Annotated in this window: 20 protein-coding genes; 8 read left to right on the plus strand and 12 right to left on the minus strand. The window is 67.4% G+C overall.

The window, feature by feature from the left end:
* Positions 1 to 78: 78 nt before the first annotated feature.
* Together ACOQFS_RS16850 and ACOQFS_RS16855 are read right to left on the minus strand one after the other, a co-directional pair.
* Positions 79 to 258 (minus strand): hypothetical protein, encoded by a 180-nt coding sequence (locus tag ACOQFS_RS16850; RefSeq protein ID WP_421563978.1) that lies wholly within the window; start codon positions 256 to 258, stop codon positions 79 to 81.
* A 52-nt stretch (positions 259 to 310) separates the two neighbouring features.
* On the minus strand, positions 311 to 1357 hold the full coding sequence (locus tag ACOQFS_RS16855; RefSeq protein WP_421563979.1) for an NAD-dependent epimerase/dehydratase family protein: 1047 nt from the start codon (positions 1355 to 1357) through the stop codon (positions 311 to 313).
* 140 nt (positions 1358 to 1497) lie between these two features.
* Here ACOQFS_RS16855 and ACOQFS_RS16860 point away from each other — a divergent pair, with 140 nt between their 5' ends.
* Positions 1498 to 2382: a LysR family transcriptional regulator gene (locus ACOQFS_RS16860; protein WP_421563980.1), complete on the plus strand. Its 885-nt coding sequence runs from the start codon at positions 1498 to 1500 to the stop codon at positions 2380 to 2382.
* A 34-nt stretch (positions 2383 to 2416) separates the two neighbouring features.
* Here ACOQFS_RS16860 and ACOQFS_RS16865 read toward each other — a convergent pair whose 3' ends face one another.
* Both ACOQFS_RS16865 and ACOQFS_RS16870 read right to left on the minus strand, forming a co-directional pair.
* Positions 2417 to 2887: a hypothetical protein gene (locus ACOQFS_RS16865; RefSeq protein ID WP_421563981.1), complete on the minus strand. Its 471-nt coding sequence runs from the start codon at positions 2885 to 2887 to the stop codon at positions 2417 to 2419.
* A gap of 17 nt (positions 2888 to 2904) precedes the next feature.
* On the minus strand, positions 2905 to 3603 hold the full coding sequence (locus ACOQFS_RS16870; RefSeq protein WP_421563982.1) for a hypothetical protein: 699 nt from the start codon (positions 3601 to 3603) through the stop codon (positions 2905 to 2907).
* Between the two features lie 229 nt (positions 3604 to 3832).
* On the opposite strand from ACOQFS_RS16870, the gene ACOQFS_RS16875 reads away from it, so the two are divergent.
* The 5 genes from ACOQFS_RS16875 to ACOQFS_RS16895 all read left to right on the plus strand — a co-directional run bounded on the left by ACOQFS_RS16875 (position 3833) and on the right by ACOQFS_RS16895 (position 8193).
* Entirely contained in the window at positions 3833 to 5506 is a 1674-nt protein-coding gene (locus ACOQFS_RS16875; RefSeq protein WP_421563983.1) for a DUF4139 domain-containing protein, read from the plus strand.
* Between the two features lie 52 nt (positions 5507 to 5558).
* Positions 5559 to 6089 (plus strand): phosphatidylglycerophosphatase A, encoded by a 531-nt coding sequence (locus ACOQFS_RS16880; RefSeq protein WP_421563984.1) that lies wholly within the window; start codon positions 5559 to 5561, stop codon positions 6087 to 6089.
* Positions 6086 to 6613: a CinA family protein gene (locus ACOQFS_RS16885; protein WP_421563985.1), complete on the plus strand. Its 528-nt coding sequence runs from the start codon at positions 6086 to 6088 to the stop codon at positions 6611 to 6613. Before ACOQFS_RS16880 ends, ACOQFS_RS16885 begins: the two co-directional genes overlap by 4 nt.
* Positions 6614 to 6743: 130 nt before the next feature.
* The gene (locus tag ACOQFS_RS16890; protein ID WP_421563986.1) at positions 6744 to 7646 is read left to right on the plus strand and encodes an alpha/beta fold hydrolase; all 903 of its coding nucleotides are present in this window, start codon (positions 6744 to 6746) and stop codon (positions 7644 to 7646) included.
* A gap of 58 nt (positions 7647 to 7704) precedes the next feature.
* Positions 7705 to 8193, plus strand: coding sequence for a nuclear transport factor 2 family protein (locus ACOQFS_RS16895; RefSeq protein WP_421563987.1), 489 nt, complete (start codon positions 7705 to 7707; stop codon positions 8191 to 8193).
* Positions 8194 to 8451: 258 nt separating this feature from the next.
* Here ACOQFS_RS16895 and ACOQFS_RS16900 read toward each other — a convergent pair whose 3' ends face one another.
* The 3 genes from ACOQFS_RS16900 to ACOQFS_RS16910 all read right to left on the minus strand — a co-directional run bounded on the left by ACOQFS_RS16900 (position 8452) and on the right by ACOQFS_RS16910 (position 11716).
* A complete protein-coding gene (locus ACOQFS_RS16900; RefSeq protein WP_421563988.1) occupies positions 8452 to 8832 on the minus strand; it encodes a hypothetical protein in 381 nt (126 codons plus the stop codon).
* Between the two features lie 265 nt (positions 8833 to 9097).
* Positions 9098 to 10648: a SulP family inorganic anion transporter gene (locus tag ACOQFS_RS16905; RefSeq protein ID WP_421563989.1), complete on the minus strand. Its 1551-nt coding sequence runs from the start codon at positions 10646 to 10648 to the stop codon at positions 9098 to 9100.
* 258 nt (positions 10649 to 10906) lie between these two features.
* The gene (locus tag ACOQFS_RS16910) at positions 10907 to 11716 is read right to left on the minus strand and encodes a UPF0149 family protein (RefSeq protein ID WP_421563990.1); all 810 of its coding nucleotides are present in this window, start codon (positions 11714 to 11716) and stop codon (positions 10907 to 10909) included.
* Positions 11717 to 12041: 325 nt separating this feature from the next.
* On the opposite strand from ACOQFS_RS16910, the gene ACOQFS_RS16915 reads away from it, so the two are divergent.
* Positions 12042 to 13784: an FMN-binding glutamate synthase family protein gene (locus tag ACOQFS_RS16915; protein ID WP_421563991.1), complete on the plus strand. Its 1743-nt coding sequence runs from the start codon at positions 12042 to 12044 to the stop codon at positions 13782 to 13784.
* Positions 13785 to 13792: 8 nt separating this feature from the next.
* Positions 13793 to 14632 carry a hypothetical protein gene (locus ACOQFS_RS16920; protein ID WP_421563992.1) on the plus strand — a complete coding sequence of 280 codons (840 nt, stop codon included), beginning with the start codon at positions 13793 to 13795 and terminating at the stop codon, positions 14630 to 14632.
* Between the two features lie 854 nt (positions 14633 to 15486).
* Here the strand turns inward: ACOQFS_RS16920 and ACOQFS_RS16925 are convergent.
* From ACOQFS_RS16925 to lptB, 5 genes are all read right to left on the minus strand, one after another.
* On the minus strand, positions 15487 to 15963 hold the full coding sequence (locus ACOQFS_RS16925; protein ID WP_421563993.1) for a putative toxin-antitoxin system toxin component, PIN family: 477 nt from the start codon (positions 15961 to 15963) through the stop codon (positions 15487 to 15489).
* Positions 15953 to 17236, minus strand: a complete 1284-nt coding sequence (locus ACOQFS_RS16930; RefSeq protein WP_421563994.1) for a THUMP domain-containing class I SAM-dependent RNA methyltransferase — start codon at positions 17234 to 17236, stop codon at positions 15953 to 15955. Before ACOQFS_RS16930 ends, ACOQFS_RS16925 begins: the two co-directional genes overlap by 11 nt.
* Positions 17233 to 17715 (minus strand): acyl-CoA thioesterase, encoded by a 483-nt coding sequence (locus ACOQFS_RS16935; protein WP_421563995.1) that lies wholly within the window; start codon positions 17713 to 17715, stop codon positions 17233 to 17235. Before ACOQFS_RS16935 ends, ACOQFS_RS16930 begins: the two co-directional genes overlap by 4 nt.
* A 105-nt stretch (positions 17716 to 17820) precedes the next feature.
* A complete protein-coding gene (locus ACOQFS_RS16940) occupies positions 17821 to 19407 on the minus strand; it encodes an RNA polymerase factor sigma-54 (RefSeq protein WP_421563996.1) in 1587 nt (528 codons plus the stop codon).
* Positions 19407 to 20186: an LPS export ABC transporter ATP-binding protein gene (gene lptB, locus ACOQFS_RS16945; RefSeq protein ID WP_421564006.1), complete on the minus strand. Its 780-nt coding sequence runs from the start codon at positions 20184 to 20186 to the stop codon at positions 19407 to 19409. The genes ACOQFS_RS16940 and lptB overlap by 1 nt, the downstream gene beginning before the upstream one ends.
* Positions 20187 to 20212 lie beyond the last annotated feature (26 nt).

Here is a 20212-nt window from a genome sequence, read left to right on the forward strand (position 1 = left end):
GGATAGCCGGGCTATCCACTGCGCACCGCGCCTTGCAGCCCATCCCGCCAAGGCCGCTGCGCGACCCCTGCGAGAGCGTCAACAGGCTCCAGCCACGGCGCGGCGGCGCACCTCGGAGTGGCCCACGGGGCCTTGCCATGCCTCCACGGCTTCGGCGGGGTAGTGGGTGCCCACCGCGCCGCAAGCGGCCAGCGTGCCCACGGTGGCGGCGGCGATGGTGCCGCCACCGGCCAGGCGGATGACATTGCGTCGGTGCATGAGGGTGCTCCTGGTGAACAAAAAATGCGGGGGTGTGGAGGATAAAAACCGTTCAGGCAGTCACCACCGCAGCCGACGGGGCGGCGAGCGCCCCGCCCAGGTCCGCCAGCGCGTGGTGCACGGCGGTGTCGAACGGGGTGCGCGGCTCCTCGCCGATCAGCGCGGTGAGGCGCGCGTTGTCGAGCCGGTGCGGGGTGCGCCACAGGTAGCGCATCGCGGCCACGGACTGCAGCGTGGGGACCACCAGGCCCGCCAGCCGAACCAGCGCCCAGGGCATGCGCCCCACGCGCAGTGCGCCGCCCGGCGGCAGCCAGCCCCGGGTGGCCGCCACGGCCGCCAGGGCCTGCACCCATTGCTGGCCCGTGGCCTGGTGCCCGGCAAAGTGCAGGGTGTCGAACGCGGCCAGGCGGTGGCGCTGCTCGGCCACGCGCACCAGGGCGCGGGCCAGGTCGGGCAGGTAGGCCCAGGGCGTGGCCACATCGGCCGGGCCGGGCAGGGTGACGCGGCCGCGCGCCAGGTCTTTGGCCAGCACCAGGTCCAGCAGGCTGCCCGACCCGCTGCCAAAGAAGTCTCCCGCCCGCAGCACCACGGCGCGCAGGCCGCCATCCTGCGTGGCGGCCTGCAGGCGCTGCTCCAACTGCACGCGCAGGCGGCCCTTGAAGCCGGTGGCGGCCTGGGGGGTGGACTCGCGCAGCACGGCGGGCATGGCTTCGCCAAAGTTGTAGACATTGCCGGGCAGCATCAGCGTGGCGTGCAGCTGGCGCGCAATGGTGATGGCCGCCTCCATCAGCGCGGGCGCCTCTTCGCGCCAGGCCTTGTGGGTGTAGACAGGGTTGAGCGCGTGCACCACCACCTGCGCACCCTGCGCCTGCGCCACGAGTGCAGCGGTCTCATGCACCGCCACGGGCATCCACCACACACCGGCCATGGCCGGCAGGGTGGTGGCGGCACGCTGCGGCGTGCCGGGCCGCACCTGCGCCAGCACCTGCCAGCCAGCGTCGGCAAACGCACGCACGGCCGCCATGCCCAGCCGGCCGCGTGCGCCCAGTACCAGCACCGTGCGCGGGCTGGGAGTGATGGAAGGGTAGGAAACGGTCATGGCGGCACTCCATTCACAGGGATGGAGCGATTGTGAAAACGCGAGGGGCGTTACACAATTGCCTAACTATTCATAGCTGCAATGCAGATTTGAATACCTCTTCACACCGTACCCTGCGCATCACAACGCACACCATCCTCATGAACCAAGCCTTTGACTGGAGCCTGGTGCAGTCCTTCCTGGCCGCGCTGGACCAGGGGAGTCTGCTGGGCGCAGCGCGTGTGGTGGGTGCCAGCCAGCCCACCGTGGGCCGCCACATTGCCGAGCTGGAGTCGCAGCTGGGTGTGGTGCTGTTCGAGCGCACGGGCCGGGGCCTGCTGCCCACGGCCACGGCCCTGCGCCTGGCCGAATCGGCCCGCGCCATGGAGGCCGGCGCGCACCAGCTGGCGCGCAGCGTGTCGGGCGCCGAGGCCGGCGTGAGTGGCAGCGTGCGCATCACCGCCAGCCAGCCTGTGGCCTGCATGCTGCTGCCGCCCGTGCTGGCCCGCATGCGCCAGGCCCTGCCCGAGGTGCAGGTGGAGCTGGTGGCCAGCAACGAGGTCACCAACCTCCTGCGGCGCGAGGCCGACATCGCCCTGCGCATGGTGCGCCCCGACCAGGCCAGCCTGGTGGCCAAGCGCATCGGCGCGGTGGCGCTGGGCGCGTATGCCCACCGCGACTACCTGCGCCGCAGGGGCACGCCCCGGCAGCCGCCCGATTTGCTGCAGCACGAGCTGGTGGGCAACGACCGCAACGAGGACATCCTGCGGGGCTTTGCCGCCCTGGGCTACCCCGTGGAGCGCCAACACTTCGCGTTTCGCACCGACGACCTCATCGCCTACTGGGCGGCGGTGCGCGCGGGCCTGGGCATCGGCTTTGTGGCGCAGTACCTGGCCCGCACCGACCCCGAGGTGCTGCCCGTGCTGCCGCAGCTGGCCCTGCCGCAGCTGCCCATCTGGCTCACGGTGCACCGCGAGATCCGCACGAGCCGCCGCATCCGTGCGGTGTATGACTTTCTGGCGGCCGAGGTGCCGGGGGCGCTGTAGAGACGGGACAGCGGGGCGAGACAGCGGGGCGCGGTCAGCCGCGCTCGGGCTGCGGCTGCCCCCGCACGATGAAATGCCGGGTGAAGCCCAGCGGTCGGCTCACGCCCGGGGGCTCCGACAGCAGCGGCATGCGAAACCCGGCCTCGGGCAGCACCTGCACGCTCCAGTCGGTGCCGCCGATGAACCGAAAGCGCAGGGTGTCGGGCGCGGTCGAATCGAGCGGCGAGAACGAGCCGGTGGCGTAGATGCCGCCCAGCGTGGCCGAATCGAGCAGGCGCAGATCGGCACCCAGCAGGTGGATGTGCAGCAGCTCTTCAAACGGTGTGTCGTCGGTGGTCAGCAGCAGGTAGAACGACTGCCACTGCGCGGCCAGCTCCAGCACCGCGCCGAGCACCTGGCGGCCCGTGGGCTGGCCGTTGCGCACGATGTGTGACTGGGGCGGCGCGTCGTCCGCAGCGGATGGAACAGGCGTGAGAGAAAGCGCTTCGGGGCTCAGTATCTGCATGGCGCAAGGCTCCGGCGTCACCAGAAGAAATCGACGCCAAAGGCCGCCAGCGCGCCCCCCACAAAGGCCCCCACCGTGACGCACACCGGCGCCCCTGGCCCGCACGCCAGGCCGGCCAGCGCCCCGCCCGCAATGCCGCCGCCAATGCCGGCGCCCGTCACCGCGAGCTCGCGGCGCGCGGCGCCCGCCTTGTCTTCGGCACTGGCCACCGAATACACCGACAGTGCGATGGACACCACCAGCAGCCCGCGCCCGGCGCGCGACAGGTTGCGCATGGTGGCGGTGACCCGGGGGTTGGACGTGCCCGCAGAGCGGACGATCTCGGCATACACCGCGTTCTGCTGGGTGGGCGACAGGCGGTTGAAGTCGGCCGCCACACCGTACAGCTGCTGGGTCTTGCGCGCGATCAGCTCGTTCAGCGTCTTGCCCTCGCGCTTGAGCCGCTCGGCCATCGCGCGGCCCACGGGCGTGCTGCGCCCGCGAATGACTTCCATGATGGCGTTGCGCGTCTCCTGCGCCTGCTCTGCGGCCTGTGCCCAGGTCATACGGCCGCTGGTCACCTGGCCGCGCAGCTCGTTCGCCATCGCCTGGATCTGCCGGGAATAAGCCTGCCGCGCGGTGGCGTCGATCGTCAGGTGGGTGCCAGCGTTGGCGATCTCGAATTCCAGCGCACGGATGGCGGAATCAAAGGCACTCTTGTCATCGGTGTCTTGCACGCGTTGTCTCCCCAAAAATGGTGGCTCGAAAGAAGCGGGCGCCTCCCTGGCCCGCGCGGGCTTTTTAAACGCTGGGGCCCGCTTCAGCGCCTTTTGCACGCCGCAAAATGGTTACAAGACGTTGGGCGCTCGGCCCCGGGCCTGCCGGCACTGCGCGCGCTGCCCTGCGGCAGCACGACGGGCCGCTGCTAGCATCCATGCCTCTTTCTGCGCACCCAAGGAGCCGCCCTTGACTTCCCCTTCGACCGTCTCGCGCCCCGTGCCGGGCAGCCTGCCGCTGGTGCTGACCTTTCTGCTCGCGGCGTTTTCCGCCCAGGCCCAGGACACCTCCCGCATCGCCCGCGTCACCGTCTACCCCGGCAGCGCCACGGTGGAACGTGTGGCCAAGGTGAGCGCAGGCGCACGCAGCCTCACGCTGGCCTGCCTGCCCGCGTCGCTGGATGTGCAGAGCCTGCAGATCCACGCCGACCCGGCTGTGCGCGTGGGCGAGTTCAATGTGCTCACCGAAGACCGCGATGTGGCGGCGGGCTGCGCCAGCCCGCTGGACGGCCGCATCCGCGAGCTGGAAGACCAGATTGCCGGTGTGAAGGCCGAGACCTCGGCCCTGCAGCTGGTGGATGGCTACCTGGGCAGCGTGGCGCGGGCCGGGGGCGGCCAGGACCCCGCGGCGCCCACTGCGGGAGCGCCGCGTTCGGCAGCACCCACGCCCGCGCAGATCACGGCCACGGCCGAGGTGCTGCGCAAGACCGGCCAGGACAGCTTTGCGCGCGCCCACCAGCTCAAGCGCAAACAGGAGGCGCTGGAACTGGCCCTGAAGCCCCTGGTGGCCGAGCGCGACCGCGTGGCCAGCCAGCGCGCGCGCGTGGTGTCCGTCACCATCAACCTGGCCGCCGAGCGCGAGGCCGAGCTGCGCCTGTCCTACCAGGTGCGCGGCCCCGGCTGGCAGCCCAGCTACCGCGCCACGCTGGATGCGGCCAAGGCCACGGTGCTGATCGAGCGCCAGGCGTTGGTGGCGCAGAACAGCGGCGAGGACTGGGCGGGCGTGCAGCTGACGCTGTCCACCGGCCAGCCGGGCCGCGCCACGCAGGGCCAGCTGCCGCGCCCCTGGTGGCTGAACGTGGCGCCGCCGCCGCAACCGGCCTCAGCGCCCCCCATGGCCATGGCCCCCGCGCCTGCTGCGCCCTCGCCGGGCATCGCCTCGCTTTCGCGCTCGCGCAACGCCGCCGAAGAAGCCATGCCCACCTTCGACGTGAGCGCGCTCGACAAAGGTTTTGCCACCGAGTTCGCCGTGCCCCAGCGCATCACCGTGCCCTCCAGCGGCCAGCGCGTGACGCTGGCGCTGGGCAACCACACGGCGCCCGCCACGCTGATCACACGCACCGCCCCCGCCATGGAAGAAGCCGCCTATCTGATCGCGCAGATTGCCCAGCCGCCCGGCGTGTGGCCTGCGGGCGCGGCCGGCCTCTACCGCGACGGCGCGTTTGTGGGCAACGGCCGCATCGACTTTGGCGCGCCCAGCGCGGGCGCCCCGGCGGGCAGCGCCAGCCTGTCGTTTGGCCGCGATGAGCTGGTGACGGTGCGGGCCGAGCCCGAGCAGGACGTGACGGGCAGCAGCGGTTTTGTGGGGTCGCGCGTGGAACGCAAGACCCGCCGCGCCTACAGCGTGGACAACCGCCACAAGACCGGCATCACGCTGCAGGTGCTGCACGCGGCGCCCGTGTCGCGCAACGAAAAAATCGAGGTCGAATCGCGCTACCAGCCGCAGCCCGCCGAACTGGCCTGGAACCGCTCTGCGGGCACCATCGCTTGGCAGCAGCCCCTGGCCGCAGGCGCCACGGCGCAGTTCAGCGCCGAGCACACCGTGCGCTACCCCAAGGACATCGAGCTGCTGGAAAGACGGTGAAGCCGCCGCCTGAAAGGACGCGAAACCCCCTGCAGCCCAGCCAACCCCCGACATGACTCCCCACGCACCTTCCGACGCCGCAATGGCCCCCCGCCGCCCCACCGTGGCCTTTCTGCTGGCCCACCCGGCGCATTTCATCGCGCTGGGCTTTGGCGCCGGGCTGTCGCGCATGGCGCCCGGCACGGTGGGCACGCTGTGGGCGTGGCTCAGCTACCTGATGCTGCAGCAGTGGCTGTCGCCCCTGCACCTGGGCATGCTGATTGCCGCCAGCACCGTGGTGGGCTGGTGGGCCTGCACCACCACCGCGCGCAACCTGCGCGTGGCCGACCCCGGCAGCATCGTGTGGGACGAGGTGGTGGCCTTCTGGCTGGTGCTGTGGCTGGCCATGCCCATGGGGTTCTGGGGGCAACTCACGGCGTTTGCGCTGTTCCGCTTTTTTGACGCGGCCAAGCCCGGCCCCGTGGGCTGGGCCGATGGCCTCTTCAAAGGCTTTGGCTGGCGCGGCGGCTGGGGTATCTTGTGGGACGACTTTGTGGCAGCCTTCTGCACCTTGCTGGTCATTGCCCTGTGGAGGTTTTCATGACGATGACATCGCTATCAGAAAGTGAGCTTCAAGCGCTTGATGCACAAGCGCTGGAGGCCAATTTGACCCAGATTTCTCTGGAACTGGTGAAGCAGCGGCGCATGCTGGCCACCGCCGAAAGCTGCACCGGCGGCATGATCGCCGCGGCCTGCACCGACCTGGCGGGCGCCAGCGACTGGTTCGAGCGCGGCTTCGTGAGCTATTCCAACACCGCCAAGACCGAGATGCTGGGCGTGCCTGCGGCCATGATCGATCAGGAAGGCGCCGTGAGCGAAGCCGTGGCCCGCGCCATGGCCGATGGCGCGCTGGCCCACTCGCAAGCCCACGTCAGCCTGGCCGTGACCGGCGTGGCCGGCCCCACCGGCGGCAGCGACGCCAAGCCCGTGGGCACCGTATGGTTCGCCTGGTGTGTGGGCGGCGCCACCCACAGTGAGATGCAGCACTTTGCCGGCGACCGCGCCACCATCCGCGCCGCCACGCTGCGCTATGCGCTGCAGCGCCTGCTGGGATTTTTGCTGGCCTGACCCTCGCGGGCCACGCGGGCCCTCCTCGGGCTCTCTTCCCGCCATCCTCGCGCCCTCTTCGCGACTTGTGGGCACTCCGAGCCCGCGCATCCGCTGGGGCCCTGCACATACCAACATCGCCGCACCCCGCATGACAGCTACCCCCTGGTTTGAAGGCTTCACCCCCCAGCGCATCGCCACCACCGGCGCCGAGATCTTCGTGCGCACCGGCGGCACCGTGGGCGCACCGCCGCTGCTGTTGCTGCACGGCTTTCCGCAAACCCATGCGCTGTGGCACCGCGTGGCGCAGCAGCTGGCGCGCGATTATTTTCTGGTGCTGCCCGACCTGCGCGGCTATGGCGACTCATCGCACGCGCCCGGCCTGCCCGACCATGGCAACTACAGCAAACGCGCCATGGCGCAAGACATGGCCGAGGTCATGACCGCGCTGGGCCACGCGCAGTTCTACCTGTGCGGCCACGACCGGGGCGGCCGCGTGGCCCACCGCCTGGCGCTGGACCACCCAGCGCGCGTGAAGAAGCTCTGCGTGATCGACGTCGCCCCCACGCTGGACATGTACGCCCGCACCGACATGGACTTTGCGCGGGCCTACTACCACTGGTTCCACCTCATCCAGCCCGCCCCCTTGCCCGAAACCATGATCGGCGGCAACGCGCGCGCCTACCTGCACGCCAAACTGGGCGGCTGGGGCAGCGCGGGCCTCGCCCACATCGAGCCCCAGGCCCTGGCCGAGTACGAGCGCTGCTTCTGCACCCCTGAAGCCATCCACACCGCCTGCGAGGACTACCGCGCCAGCGCCAGTATCGACCTGGACCACGACCGCGAAAGCCGCGCGCGCGGCGACCAAATCGCCTGCGACACCCTGGTGATCTGGGGCGCGCACGGGGTGGTGCACCGGCTTTTCGAGCCTCTGGCCTTGTGGCAGGCGCAGTGCGCAGGTGCAGTGACCGGCCAGGCCGTGCCTGCGGGGCACTTCATCCCGGAGCAGTTGCCTGGCGAAACGGCCAACGCGCTGCGCAGCTTCATGCGCTGACACCCTGCTCCATCCCGCATCCTTGTTTTTCTTTTTTACCCCGCCGGAAGTTTTCTTCATGCACCCCAACGCCCAGACCCTGCAGCGCTTCTACACCGCCTTCGCGCAGCTCGACCACGCCACCATGGCCGCCTGCTACGCGCCCGACGCCACCTTCGACGACGAAGCGTTTTCACTGAAAGGCCGCGACCAGATCGGCGGCATGTGGCGCATGCTGTGCACCGCCACGAAAAAGCCCGGCGCCGCAGAACATTGGAAGCTGGAGTTCAGCGGCATCGATGCCGATGCGCAGCGCGGCCAGGCGCACTGGGAGGCGCACTACCTCTTCAGCGCCACCGGGCGCCAGGTGCACAACATCATCGACGGCAGCTTCACCTTCACGCCCGAAGGCCTCATCGCCACGCACCGCGACCGCTTCAACTTCTGGCGCTGGGCGCGGCAGGCACTGGGGGCACCGGGGCTGCTGCTGGGCTGGTCGCCCTCGCTCAAGCGCAAGGTGCGCAGTACGGCGGCGGGGAACTTGAAGAAGTTTTTGGCGCAGGGGTGAGGCGCTGCTTGCGGCGCACTGAGCAATACGGAGCGGTCAATGTCGATGCACTCGGACTTTGGCCGATGCCCGCGAGGAAGACTGCTCGGGCTGCTTGACTTACGTTTTTAACGGTGACGCGCGGCAAGGCAGATTTTATTTCGGAACGGACTACTGCTGAGTCCAACACGAATCCTGGATATTCGACTGCAACTGTTTTACGCACGGATTCCTAATCGATCAGGCTATTGCTGTTGTCGCGGATTTTCTATATGAAAGCTAAGTATTTTTAACTCGAACCAGCTTGTGCTGGTGCTTCTCCCACAGAGGTATGAGCGTACCTCTTTGAAGATTTCGAATGCGATTAATGCTGTCCACCAATTTTTGATGGGCGAGTACAATATCAATATTCTTCTCAATCGTTCTGTCGATATAAGACATGAAATGCATATAAGCAACCCGGTGATTGCCATTCTCTGAAAACTTCATCCCTCGATCGAGGGCGTTCTTTGCCAAGTCAAATTCATCCCTCCGATCAGAAAAAAAACTTTCGTTTTGCTCGATGAGATTTATTAGCGTCCAAGAAGACAAGGCCGCAGCCTCTTTAAATCCCGCCATTAGTTCCAATTGTTCACGGCGGTCTTTAAAAAGAGAGAACATGCTATTAATATCCCTAACGTAGTAGAACTCAAAAACATTTTCGATACGAATTGATCGCACAGGATATCCCGCATACCGATTTCACCTAAAAGCGAACTACGGCGAATTTTTATAAGGGCAGGGTCTATGCAAATGTTCTAGTATCAAATTTCCGAGAAACCTGCGCCAGTCAACTCGGCAAACTAGAACCGGCCAGTAGGCACTTACCAGGATTTTCAACAGCCGCGTTCACCAAGTCAATGGAAGCCCCTGGGTGTGGCGCCGCTCAGCCCTTCACCCCGGCTGGCCCCACCTCGCCCCCCATCCGGTCAATCAGCACCGCACTGGCTGCGTTGAGCCCCAGCACCTGCACCGTGCAGCCATGGTGCCGCAGGCGTTCCACCACCTTGTCGAGAGCGGCCACGGCGGTGATGTCCCAGAAGTGGGCGTGTGTGACGTCGATGACCACCGGGCGGCCTTCGGCGCCGAGCACGTCGAAGGCTTCGACAAACGCATCGGCCGATGCAAAGAACACCTGGCCGGACACGTGCCAGGTGCGCCGGCCCAGGGCGGCGCCATCCCCTCCACCGGCGCCATCGGCCCCATCGCCCGGCTCGGCATCGTCGTGCACGCGCACGTGCAGCATGCGCGAGACCTTGAACGCGAAGAACACGCCGCTGAGCACCACGCCCACGGCCACGCCGGCGGCCAGGTTGTGGGTGGCGATGGTGACGGCCACGGTGGCCAGCATGGCGGCGCTGGACAGGCGCGGGTGGCGCACCAGGGCGCGCAGCGATTTCCAGTCGAAGGTTTCGGCCGACACCATGACCATGATGGCGACCAGCGCGATCACCGGCACCTGCGACACCCAGTCTTTCAGCGCCACCATGAGGATGAGCAGAAACACCCCGGCAAACAGCGTGGACAGGCGCCCACGCCCGCCGTATTTCACGTTGCCCACGGCCTGGCCGATCATGCCGCAGCCTGCGATGCCGCCAAACAGGCTGGATGCGATGTTGGCCACACCCAGGCCCGCGCATTCGCGGTTCTTGTCGCTGGGGGTATCGGTCAGCTCGTCCACCACGGCGGCGGTCAGCACGGATTCGAGCAGGCCCACCATGGCAATCGCCAGCGCGGGCAGCAGGATGATGCGCAGCGTGTCGAGCGACACGGGCACCTGCGGCAGCGCAAACACGGGCAGCGCGTCGGGCAGCTTGCCCAGGTCGCCCACGGTGGGCAGTTGCAGCCCCAGGGCCGATGCCAGCACCGTGAGCACCACCACGCAGATCAACGGCGACGGGATGACCGAGAGCGCGGGCCACGCCAGGCGCTGGCCCAGCCACGGCAGGCCGTAAATGAGTGCTAGCCCCAGCGCCAGAGCGCCCCAGGTGGCGCCACTCGCGCCCTGCAGGTGCGGCAGCTGCGCGGCAAAGATCAGGATGGCGAGCGCATTGACGAAGCCGGTGCGCACCGAGCTGGACACAAAGCGCATCAGCACGCCCAGCTTCATCAGCCCAAACACCACCTGCACGGCCCCGGCCAGCAGCCCGGCCGCCAGCAGGTAGCCCAGCCCGTGCGACTGCACCAGGGGCGCAGCGACCAAAGCCACCGAGCCTGCCGCCGCCGACACCATGGCAGGCCGCCCGCCGGTGAAGGCGATGACCAGGCTGATGACGAACGAGGCAAAGAGCCCCACCGAAGGGTCCACCCCCGCCACGAACGAGAACGCGATGACTTCGGGGATGAGCGCAAACGTGGCCACGGCCCCGGCCAGCAGCTCGCGCGGAATGCTGGGCGCCCATTCGGCGCGCAGGCGGGAAAGAGTGGATGGATTCATGCGGGGGTACCAGGTAACAAAACACAGCGCGCCGAAGGGCGCGCTGCGATGAATTTCATATGAAAAATGGCCTCAGCGCTTATCCGTCAAGCGCTGACAGCTATCAATTTTGTAGTCAATAAAAAGGGCGCTGTGCACTTGCACAAACCGTTCCGGCCGAGCCCGGCGGCCCCCTGCGCGGCGCTTGGGCAGGTTCAGCGTGAACGGGCCCCGGCAGGCAGGCAGGCAACAGCCCGTTCAAGCATTCGGTGAACGGGCTCAGGCTCCGTGGCACTTCTTGTATTTTTTGCCGCTGCCGCAGGGGCAGGGGTCGTTGCGGCCGGGTTCGGGGGCCTTGCGCACCGTTTCCACGCGCGGGCCCATGCTTTTCCAGATCTGGCGCAGGTCGTACACGGCCCAGATGGCTTCGCCGAAGGCTTCCACGCGCGCCTGGCTGGTGCTAGGCGGGCCGTCTTCGCTGTACATGCACACCTCGGGCTTGCCGGTGTCGTCTTCGGTCAGGGCGACGATGCTGTCCAGCGCGTCGTTGAGCCACCCGGCGGCTTCCTTGTCGCGCGGGGCGGCCCATTCGTCGGGCCAGTTTTCCACGGCAAACATGAAGCCCAGGGCCCAGACCTGGCCGAAGGACGGGACTTCCTGGCCGTCCATCTCGGCGCGCTCGGCCTCGGGCAGGCTGGCCACGGCGCCGCGCATGTCCATGGCTTCGGGCTGGAAGGTGCGTTCGTCCTCCAGCGTTTCCACCTTGGCGTCAAGCTGCGCGGCCACCTCGTTCCAGCGGCGGTCCCACAGCTCAATGAAGCGCGCCTGCTGGGCGGCGTCGGCAAACGCGGGCAGCAGCGGCAGGGGCTCGCCCTCGGCCACTTCCAGCTCGGCGCCGTCGCCCAGCAGCATGGGCAGGTATTCGGCCGGCGGGATGGGTCGGCGCGTGCAGATCACGGCGGTGAGAAAGCCGTCGCAGAACTCCCACTGCGGAATCTCTTCGCCGCGCGTGCGCAGGTCGTCCAGGATGTTGTCGATTTCTTCCAGCTCGTCGGGGCTGAGGCCGGGGGGGATGGGGGTGTCGGTCATGGCGGGCTCCGTGGGGGGTGGGGCAGACAATGTGGATGGGTGAACGGTAAACGGTGAACGGCGAAGAACGGCGAACGGGCGGTGGATGCCCCGGGCAGCGCCGTGGCCGGCGCGCCAGGCGGGCGCAGCGAGCATCCGCACCGCATGGCGTGAACGCGCAGGGTCGCGGATTGCCGCAGGTCGTCGCACATGTGCGCCTTGCGCGGACGAACGAGTAAGCCAGCAAACCAGCGGTCCACCGCCGCGTCCGGGTTTACTTCTATGATTCGCCGCCAGGGCGGTGAGTGTAGCCACCCCGCCCGCGCCCACCCCAAGGAAGCCCCCCATGATCCATCAGCTCAACTCCCTTTACCCGGTGCGCTACACGGTGTTTGCGCTCAGCGTGTTCGGGCTGCTGCTGTCGCTGTTTGCGCTGGTGGCGTTTGGCGTGGGGCTGCCCGCAGTGCTGGCCTTTGGGGCGGTGGTGGCCCTGGGCCTGTATGACCTGCACCAAACGCGCCACGCCATTTTGCGCAACTACCCCGTCATCGGGCACCTGCGCTTCATGCTCGAATATGTGCGGCCCGAGGTGCGCCAGTATTTCATCGAAAGCGACAGCGAGGCGGCGCCGTTCTCGCGCGCGCAGCGCTCGCTGGTGTACCAGCGCGCCAAGGGCGACCCGGACAACCGGCCCTTTGGCACGCACCTGGACGTGGGCGGCCATGGCTATGAATGGGTGAACCACTCGCTGGCGCCCACGCAGCTGCCATCGCACGACTTTCGCGTGTGGATCGGCGGCACCCCCGATGCGCCCTCGCCCTCGGCGTCGCCCTGCACCCAGCCCTACCACGCGAGCGTGTTCAACATCTCGGCCATGAGCTTCGGCTCGCTGTCGGCCAACGCCATCCTGGCGCTGAACCAGGGTGCAAAGAATGGCGGCTTTGCGCACGACACGGGCGAGGGCAGCATCAGCCAGTACCACCGGGAGCACGGCGGCGACTTGATCTGGGAGATCGGCTCGGGCTACTTTGGCTGCCGCAACCCCGATGGCACGTTCAACGAAGAACGCTTTGCCGCCAACGCCACCGACCCGCAGGTGAAGATGATCGAGCTGAAGCTCAGCCAGGGCGCCAAGCCCGGCCACGGGGGCATCCTGCCGGGCGCCAAGGTGACGGCGGAGATTGCCGCCGCGCGCGGCGTGCAGCAGGGCGAAGCCTGCATCTCGCCGTCGCGCCACAGCGCGTTTGCCACGCCGGTGGAGATGATGCAGTTCATCGGCAGGCTGCGCACGCTCTCGGGCGGCAAGCCCACGGGCTTCAAGTTCTGCCTGGGCCACCCGTGGGAATGGTTTGCCATCGTCAAGGCCATGCTGGTCACCGGCATCACGCCCGACTTCATCGTGGTGGACGGCGCCGAGGGCGGCACGGGTGCGGCGCCCGTCGAGTTCACCGACCACGTGGGCGCGCCGCTGCAGGAAGGCCTGCTGCTGGTGCACAACACCCTGGTGGGTGTGAACCTGCGCGACCGCGTGCGCATTGGCTGCGCGGGCAAGGTGATCAGCGCCTTCGACATCGCGCGCATGATGGCGCTGGGCGCCGACTGGTGCAACGCGGGGCGCGGCTTCATGATGGCGCTGGGCTGCATCCAGGCGCAGACCTGCCACACCGGCCACTGCCCCACGGGCGTGACCACGCAAGACCCGCTGCGCCAGCAGGCCCTGGTGGTGCCCGACAAGGCCACGCGCGTGGCGCAGTTCCACAGCAGCACGCTGCATGCGCTGCAAGAGCTGGTGCAGGCCGCGGGCCTCAAGCACCCCAAGGAGATCACGGCGCATCACATCGTGCGCCGCATCAGCGACACCGAGGTGCGCCTGCTGTCCAACCTCATCACGCGCGTGCAGCCCGGCGCGCTGCTGGGCCCGCTGCATGCCCAGCACAACGTGTTCCGCCTGTACTGGCCGCAGGCCAGCGCCCACAGCTTTCAGGCCACCGAACCGGCGCTGGAGCCGTCCATTCCCCACCATGTGGAGCTGGTGCACGCCGCCGCCGCCGGCACTGCGGCCACAGTGGCCGGGGACGCCGCGGTATGAGCCTGAAGATGGACGCATCTGCCCCCCACACTGCCGCCGCCACCCCGGACTACACCGCCTTTTTGCAGCAGCAGCTGGCCAGCCAGCCCCACAACGTGATGGCCCATGTGCTGGGCGATGAGCAGATCTGGATCAAGCGTGCGGGCGCGCCCCACGGCATGGGCCGCTACCGCGCCATGGCCGTGCTGGCCGCCCTGCTGCGGCTGGACGCCCTGCGCCCCGTGCCCAACCCCGGCGACCCCAGGGCCATTGCCACCGAAGTGCAGCGCCTGCGCGACCTGGCCACCCGCGGCATCCGCGTGCCCGCCGTGCTGGCCGCACTGCCAAACGGGTTTGCCATGCGCAACCTGGGCAGCGGGGGCGAAGAAACCCATTCCCTCGGCAACGAGATCGACCACGCCGTGCAGGCCGGAGACACGGCCACCGCGCTGGCGCTGTGGCAGCAGGGGCTGGACACGCTGGCCCAGGTGCACCGTGCAGGCACCTGCCTGAGCCAGGCCTTTGCGCGCAATCTGGTGCGCTGCCCCGACGGCGAGGTGGCCTGCATCGACTTTGAAGACGACCCCGCCGCCGTGCTGCCGCTGGCGGTGTGCCATGTGCGCGATGCGCTGTGTTATGCCCACTCCACCGCGATCTACCTGCACACCAGCGGCACCCTGGCCGAGGGGCGCGAGCGCTGGGCAGCGTGGGTGGCGCAGGGCAGCGCGGAGATGCGCGAGGTGCTGGCGACCAGCGTGCGTCGGATGGGGTGGATGCGGCACCTGCCCGCGAGCCGCAAGCTGGGGCGGGATCTGCAGCGGGTGCGGGCGGCGTATGACTTGGTGGCCTGGGACCCGATGAAGCGGTAGTCCAACCTACGAGATCACGAGCCGCTCACGAGTCCCAGCAAGCAAGTCTGAGAACTCTTGAGTATTTGCCGCATCGGGTACGTAACTTGGATGACGAATTCCTACAACCAAGCAAGTGACATCTGCTGGCCCAAGATTGAATGTCATGTTGGTCCACTTGAACGATGGGAACTTTCTACCATCTGCCGAATGACTACAAACGTCACCGATCTGAGCAGCTTTTCTACTGAATAGTGAGAAGGCGCTTGCGCCCTCAGCGTAGCCAAGGCTCAGAATCACCCGCGGCTGAATGATCGTTAGGAAAAGCTGATGTATGGGCCAACAATTGTCAAACGCCCTGGACAAGGTGAGGCCAGTTTCTTGCCGAAACGAGTCGGCGCTATCGGATTTGGCGAAAACGGCATTGGTAGCAAAAACTCGCCGCAGATCTATCCCCGGTCGTGCACGTTGAATTAGCCGCTGCACTGCTTGCTGGTGCCTATCAACGCCCCTCACGCAACTGCAACCCGACATCGATTGCATGCCGTAGGAATCTTTATTCCAGCATTGCTCTTTCCAGCATTGATCCAAGAAGGCGGAGTAGTGGTCTAGTGACCAATCCTCAACATGTGATCGAACAGTTCGATAAGAGGACCCAAACCCTGGATTGAGCCCTACAACATACAGATCACTAGGCGCAAGCGCTTTTGATCCCGTGGAGAAGACCTCACCTGGTAGATCACCAATGTGGTCGGGCGAGGCTAGCAGCAATTGAACAATTGCCAGCTTGGTATCTGGACTCATGTGATATGACAGCGTCGAAGCAATAAACAGCGTTCATGTTATAGGACGGCACAATGCAAGCAAACGATGGTTTAAATTGCCGCGACAACATCCTGCGCCACCTCCGTCGCCACATCCGCCCCCAGGTTCGCCAACCGCTTGCGCATGCAGATCACCGCCTTGTCCTTGGAGAGCAAGATCGCCCGGTGCGCCGCCGCCAGGTCGATGAACTTCTGGTCGTCCGCGTCCTTGCACACATAGGCCACCTTGGGCGCGATGTCCACCAGACGCGCCTGCGCATCAAACGCGGCCAGTACCTGGGCGGCACTCACGCGGTAATAGTCCATGCGCTCTGCGATGTGCGGGTACGCCAGCACGCGCTCCAGCTCATCGCGCATGACCTGCGTGGCGATCCAGGCCAGGCGCCCCTGGGCCAGCAGCGTGCGCAGGGGGGCGGTGCGTGGGTCGCTGAAGATCAGCAGGTCGAGCGCCACATTGGTGTCCACCACCACGGGGCGCGCGGGCTCGCCCGCTGGCGCCTCGGGGGGCAGGCGCAGCTCAACCTTCATGGCGAGGGCCGTCGCCAGGGGCGGCCTTGGCGGCGCGGTCGCGCACGGCGCCCTTGACCATGTCGAAGCGGAACATGCGGCATTCGATGGGGCCGTTCCACATGGGCACGCGGCGCGATTCCTTCAGGCGCATCTTGCCGGGCAGCTTCAGGTCGGGCGTGAGCATCCAGGCCGTCCAGCCGCTGTAGTTCTTCTTCCAGTGGGTGGCCAGCTGGCTGAAGAATTCGCCGCCGTCTTCGGTTTGCGCCGTCTCGCGCCCCACGCGCTCGACCTGGCCCATGCGCTCGCTGGCGCTGCGGCCTGCGGTGCCCGCCGCAGCGATCCGCTCGCCATAGGGCGGGTTCAGCAGCATCACGCCGGGCTGCTCGCTGGGGGGCATGCGCTGCAGGGCATCGCCGCCGCGCAGGTTCACAGCCTGGGCCACGCCAGCGCGCTCGGCATTGCGCTGCGCAAAGTCGACCATGCGGAAGGCCACATCACTGCCAAAAATGGGCACAGCGCTTGTCTGTATTGCGCTTTCAGCTTCATTTTTTATAGCATTCCAGACATGGGCCTGGAAGGGCAGCAGTTTTTCGAACGCGAAGCGCCGCAGCAGGCCGGCCGGGATGCGGCAGGCGATCTGCGCGGCCTCGACCACGATGGTACCGCTGCCGCAGCAGGGGTCGTACAGGGGCTCGGGGTGGTCGCCGTGCGGGTCCCAGCCGCTGGCGGCGATCATGGCGGCGGCCAGGGTTTCCTTGAGCGGGGCGTCGCCCTTGTCCTCGCGCCAGCCGCGTTTGAACAGCGGCTCGCCCGAGGTGTCGATGTAGAGCGTGGCCTCGTCGGTGGTGAGGTGCAGATGCACGCGCACGTCGGGCCACTGGGTGTTCACGTCGGGGCGCACGCCGCTCTTGTGGCGGAAGCGGTCGGCCACGGCGTCTTTCACCTTGAGGCCTGCGAAGTTCAGGCTCTGCAGCGGGCTGTGCTGGGCGGTCACTTCGACCTTGAAGGTCTGGCGCGTGGTGAACCAGATCTCCCAGGCCACGTCGCTGGCCATGTTGTAGAGGTCGTTTTCAGACCGGTAGGGGCGGTGCGCCAGCTGCACCAGCACGCGCTGGGCCAGGCGGCTGTGCAGATTGAGCTGCATGGCATGGCGCCAAGAAGCACGCAGCAGCACGCCGCCGCGGCCCACCAGCAGGTCTTGCCACGTGAGGCCGGTGATGCCGTGCACCTCGTCGGCCAGAAAGCCCTCGACGCCGGCCGCGCAGGGCAGAAAGAGTTGGAGATGGTTCATGTCGATGGGGAGGATACGTGCTCGGGCTGCGCGGGGGAACCGGGCTCTCCCGCACGGGCGGCCAGCAGTTCGCGCACGGACTGCGGAATCGGGGCCACCTTGCGGCTGGCCTGGTCGATGAAGACGATGCCGATCTTGCCGCGCGCCACCTCGCGGCCCGAGGCTTTCTCGGTCATGCAGAACACCAGATCGAAGCCGTAGCGGTTGAAGTCTGCCGGTGCCATCTCCACCCGCATGGTTTCGCCGTGGAAGCCTTCGGACTTGTACTGCGCCACGATGTCGCCCACCACGATGGACAGGCCGCACACGTCGGCCTCGGGGTAGCCCAGCGACTGAAAGAAGCGCACACGCGCCTCGGACACCAGCGTGAGCAGCTGCGCGTTGTCCAGGTGCCCGCCCTGGTTCACATGGCTGATGTAGATCTGCAACTCGGTGGCAAAGCCGAAGTGCGGGGGAAGGTCGAAGACGATGCGGGCCATGGTGGGGCTGCGGTAGGTGGGTACGAAAAGAAAAAAACAACGTCAACGCAAGGGGCCGCAGCGGCGCAGGCGCACGCCCAGCGCTCGCCCCAAGCGCGCAGGTATCTACAGCGCCTTGCGCAGATTGGCAGGCGCGATCTTGAGCGCCTCGCGGTACTTGGCCACGGTGCGCCGCGCGCATTCGATGCCCTGCTCCTTGAGCATCTCGGCGATCTGGCTGTCGGACAGGGGTTTGGCCGTGTTTTCGGCCGAAACGAACTGCTTGATGAGCGCGCGCACGGCGGTGCTGGATGCGTTGCCACCGGTTTCAGTGCCCAGGCCCGAGCCAAAGAAGTATTTCAGCTCGTAGGTGCCGATGGGCGTGGCCATGTACTTGGCGGTGGTCACGCGGCTGATGGTGGATTCGTGCAGGCCCAACTCATCGGCGATGTCGCGCAGCACCAGCGGGCGCATGGCCAGCTCGCCGTGGGTGAAGAAGTTCTTCTGCCGCTCGACGATGGCGCGCGAGACGCGCAGGATGGTGTCAAAGCGCTGCTGGATGTTCTTGATGAACCAGCGCGCCTCCTGCAGGCGCTGCTGCATGCCCTGGTGGCCCTCGCCGCCCTTGTGGCCGCGCAGCGCACCCGCATAGATGTCGTGCACGCGCAGGCGGGGCATCACGTCGGGGTTGAGCTGAACGATGAAGTTGTGCTGGCCGTCCCGCCCGTTGGCCCGACCGGCTTTGCGCACGATGACGTCGGGCACGATGATGTTGCGCTCCACGTCCACAAACTTGCGGCCGGGGCGCGGCTCCAGCCGGGCGATGAGCGCCATGGCGGCGCGGGTGCGCTCCTCGCCGTCGCCGCACAGCTGGGTCAGGCGGCGGATGTCGCGGCGGGCCAGCATCTCGAGCGGCTGCTGGCAGATGGTGAGCGCCGTCTTCACGGTGTCGGGGTCTGCCTCTTCATCAGCATCGAGCGCCTTGAGCTGCAAGGTGAGGCATTCGGCCAGGTTGCGTGCGCCCACGCCCGTGGGCTCCAGGCTTTGCAGCAGGCGCAGGGCCACGGTGAATCGGTGCACCAGCTCCTCGATCTGCTCCAGGTCTTCGGCGCCGGCGAGCGCGGCGGCCAGCTCTTCGAGTGGCTCTTCCAGATAGCCGTCGTCGTTCAGCGACTCGATGAGAAAGCGCAGTGCGGCACAGTCCACCTCGGACAGGCGCAGCGACAGGGCCTGGCGGTGCAAGAAGGCCGTGAGCGATTCGTGCGAGCGGGCCAATTCGGTGGCGTCGGCCTCGTCGCCCTCGCCGTCGTTGCGGTTGCGGGCGGGCGCATCTCCGCCCCACTCCGCATCATTGGGCGCCATCTCCACCGTGCCGTCGCCGCTCCAGTCGGGCTCGTCCGCAGCGCCAGCGCTTGGCGATTCAGCATCATTTTGGCCTTCAGCGCTTGCTGCACTTGCGCCTGCAGCTCCTGAAAACATAGCATCATCCGCGCCATAGTCATCGGCCTGGGCGGGTGTGTTTTCTGCGTCCAGCCCAAACTCCTCACGCGGCGCCTCGTCGGCCGTGCGCTCCAGAAAAGGGTTGTCGTCGAGCATCTGCTCGACTTCCTGCGAGAGTTCGAGCGTGGACAGCTGCAGCAAGCGGATGGACTGCTGCAGCTGGGGGGTCAGCGCGAGATGCTGCGAGACGCGCAGCGATAAACCAGGCTTCATCACATCTTGAAGTGTTCGCCCAGGTACACGCGGCGCACTTCGGCGTTGTCGACGATCTCGGACGGTGTGCCCTGGGCCAGCACGCGCCCGTCGCTGATGATGAACGCGTGGTCGCAGATGCCCAGCGTCTCGCGCACGTTGTGGTCGGTGATGAGCACGCCGATGCCGCGCGCCTTGAGGAAGCCGATGATGCGCTGGATCTCGATCACGGCAATGGGGTCGATGCCGGCAAAGGGCTCGTCCAGCAGAATGAAGCGCGGCTGCGTGGCAAGCGCCCGGGCGATCTCCACCCGGCGGCGCTCGCCCCCCGACAGGGCCATGGCGGGCGAGGCGCGCAGGTGGTCCACCCGCAGCTCCTGCAGCAGGGCCGTGAGGCGCTCTTCAATGGCGTCCCGGCTGAGCGGCTTGCCGTCGTCGCCGCGCTGCAGCTCCAGCACCGCACGCACGTTTTCCTCCACCGACAGCTTGCGGAAGATGGAGGCTTCCTGCGGCAGGTACGACAGCCCCAGGCGCGAGCGCCGGTGAATGGGCATGTGGGCGACGGACTGGCCGTCGATGCGGATGTCGCCCGCATCGCTGCGCACCAGCCCCACGATCATGTAGAACGAGGTGGTCTTGCCCGCGCCGTTGGGGCCGAGCAGCCCCACGACCTCGCCCTTTTGCACCACCAGCGACACGTCCTTGACGACCTTGCGGCTGCCGTAGGACTTGGCCAGGTGCTGCACTTCGAGCCGGCTGCCCTGCGGAAGATCGCCCGCATGCGCAGCCCCCCCCGGCAGGTGTTCTCCCGCCGGGCCGCCAGGGC

It is taken from the genome of Paracidovorax sp. MALMAid1276 (assembly GCF_049198005.1).
Lineage (GTDB): Bacteria > Pseudomonadota > Gammaproteobacteria > Burkholderiales > Burkholderiaceae_C > Acidovorax.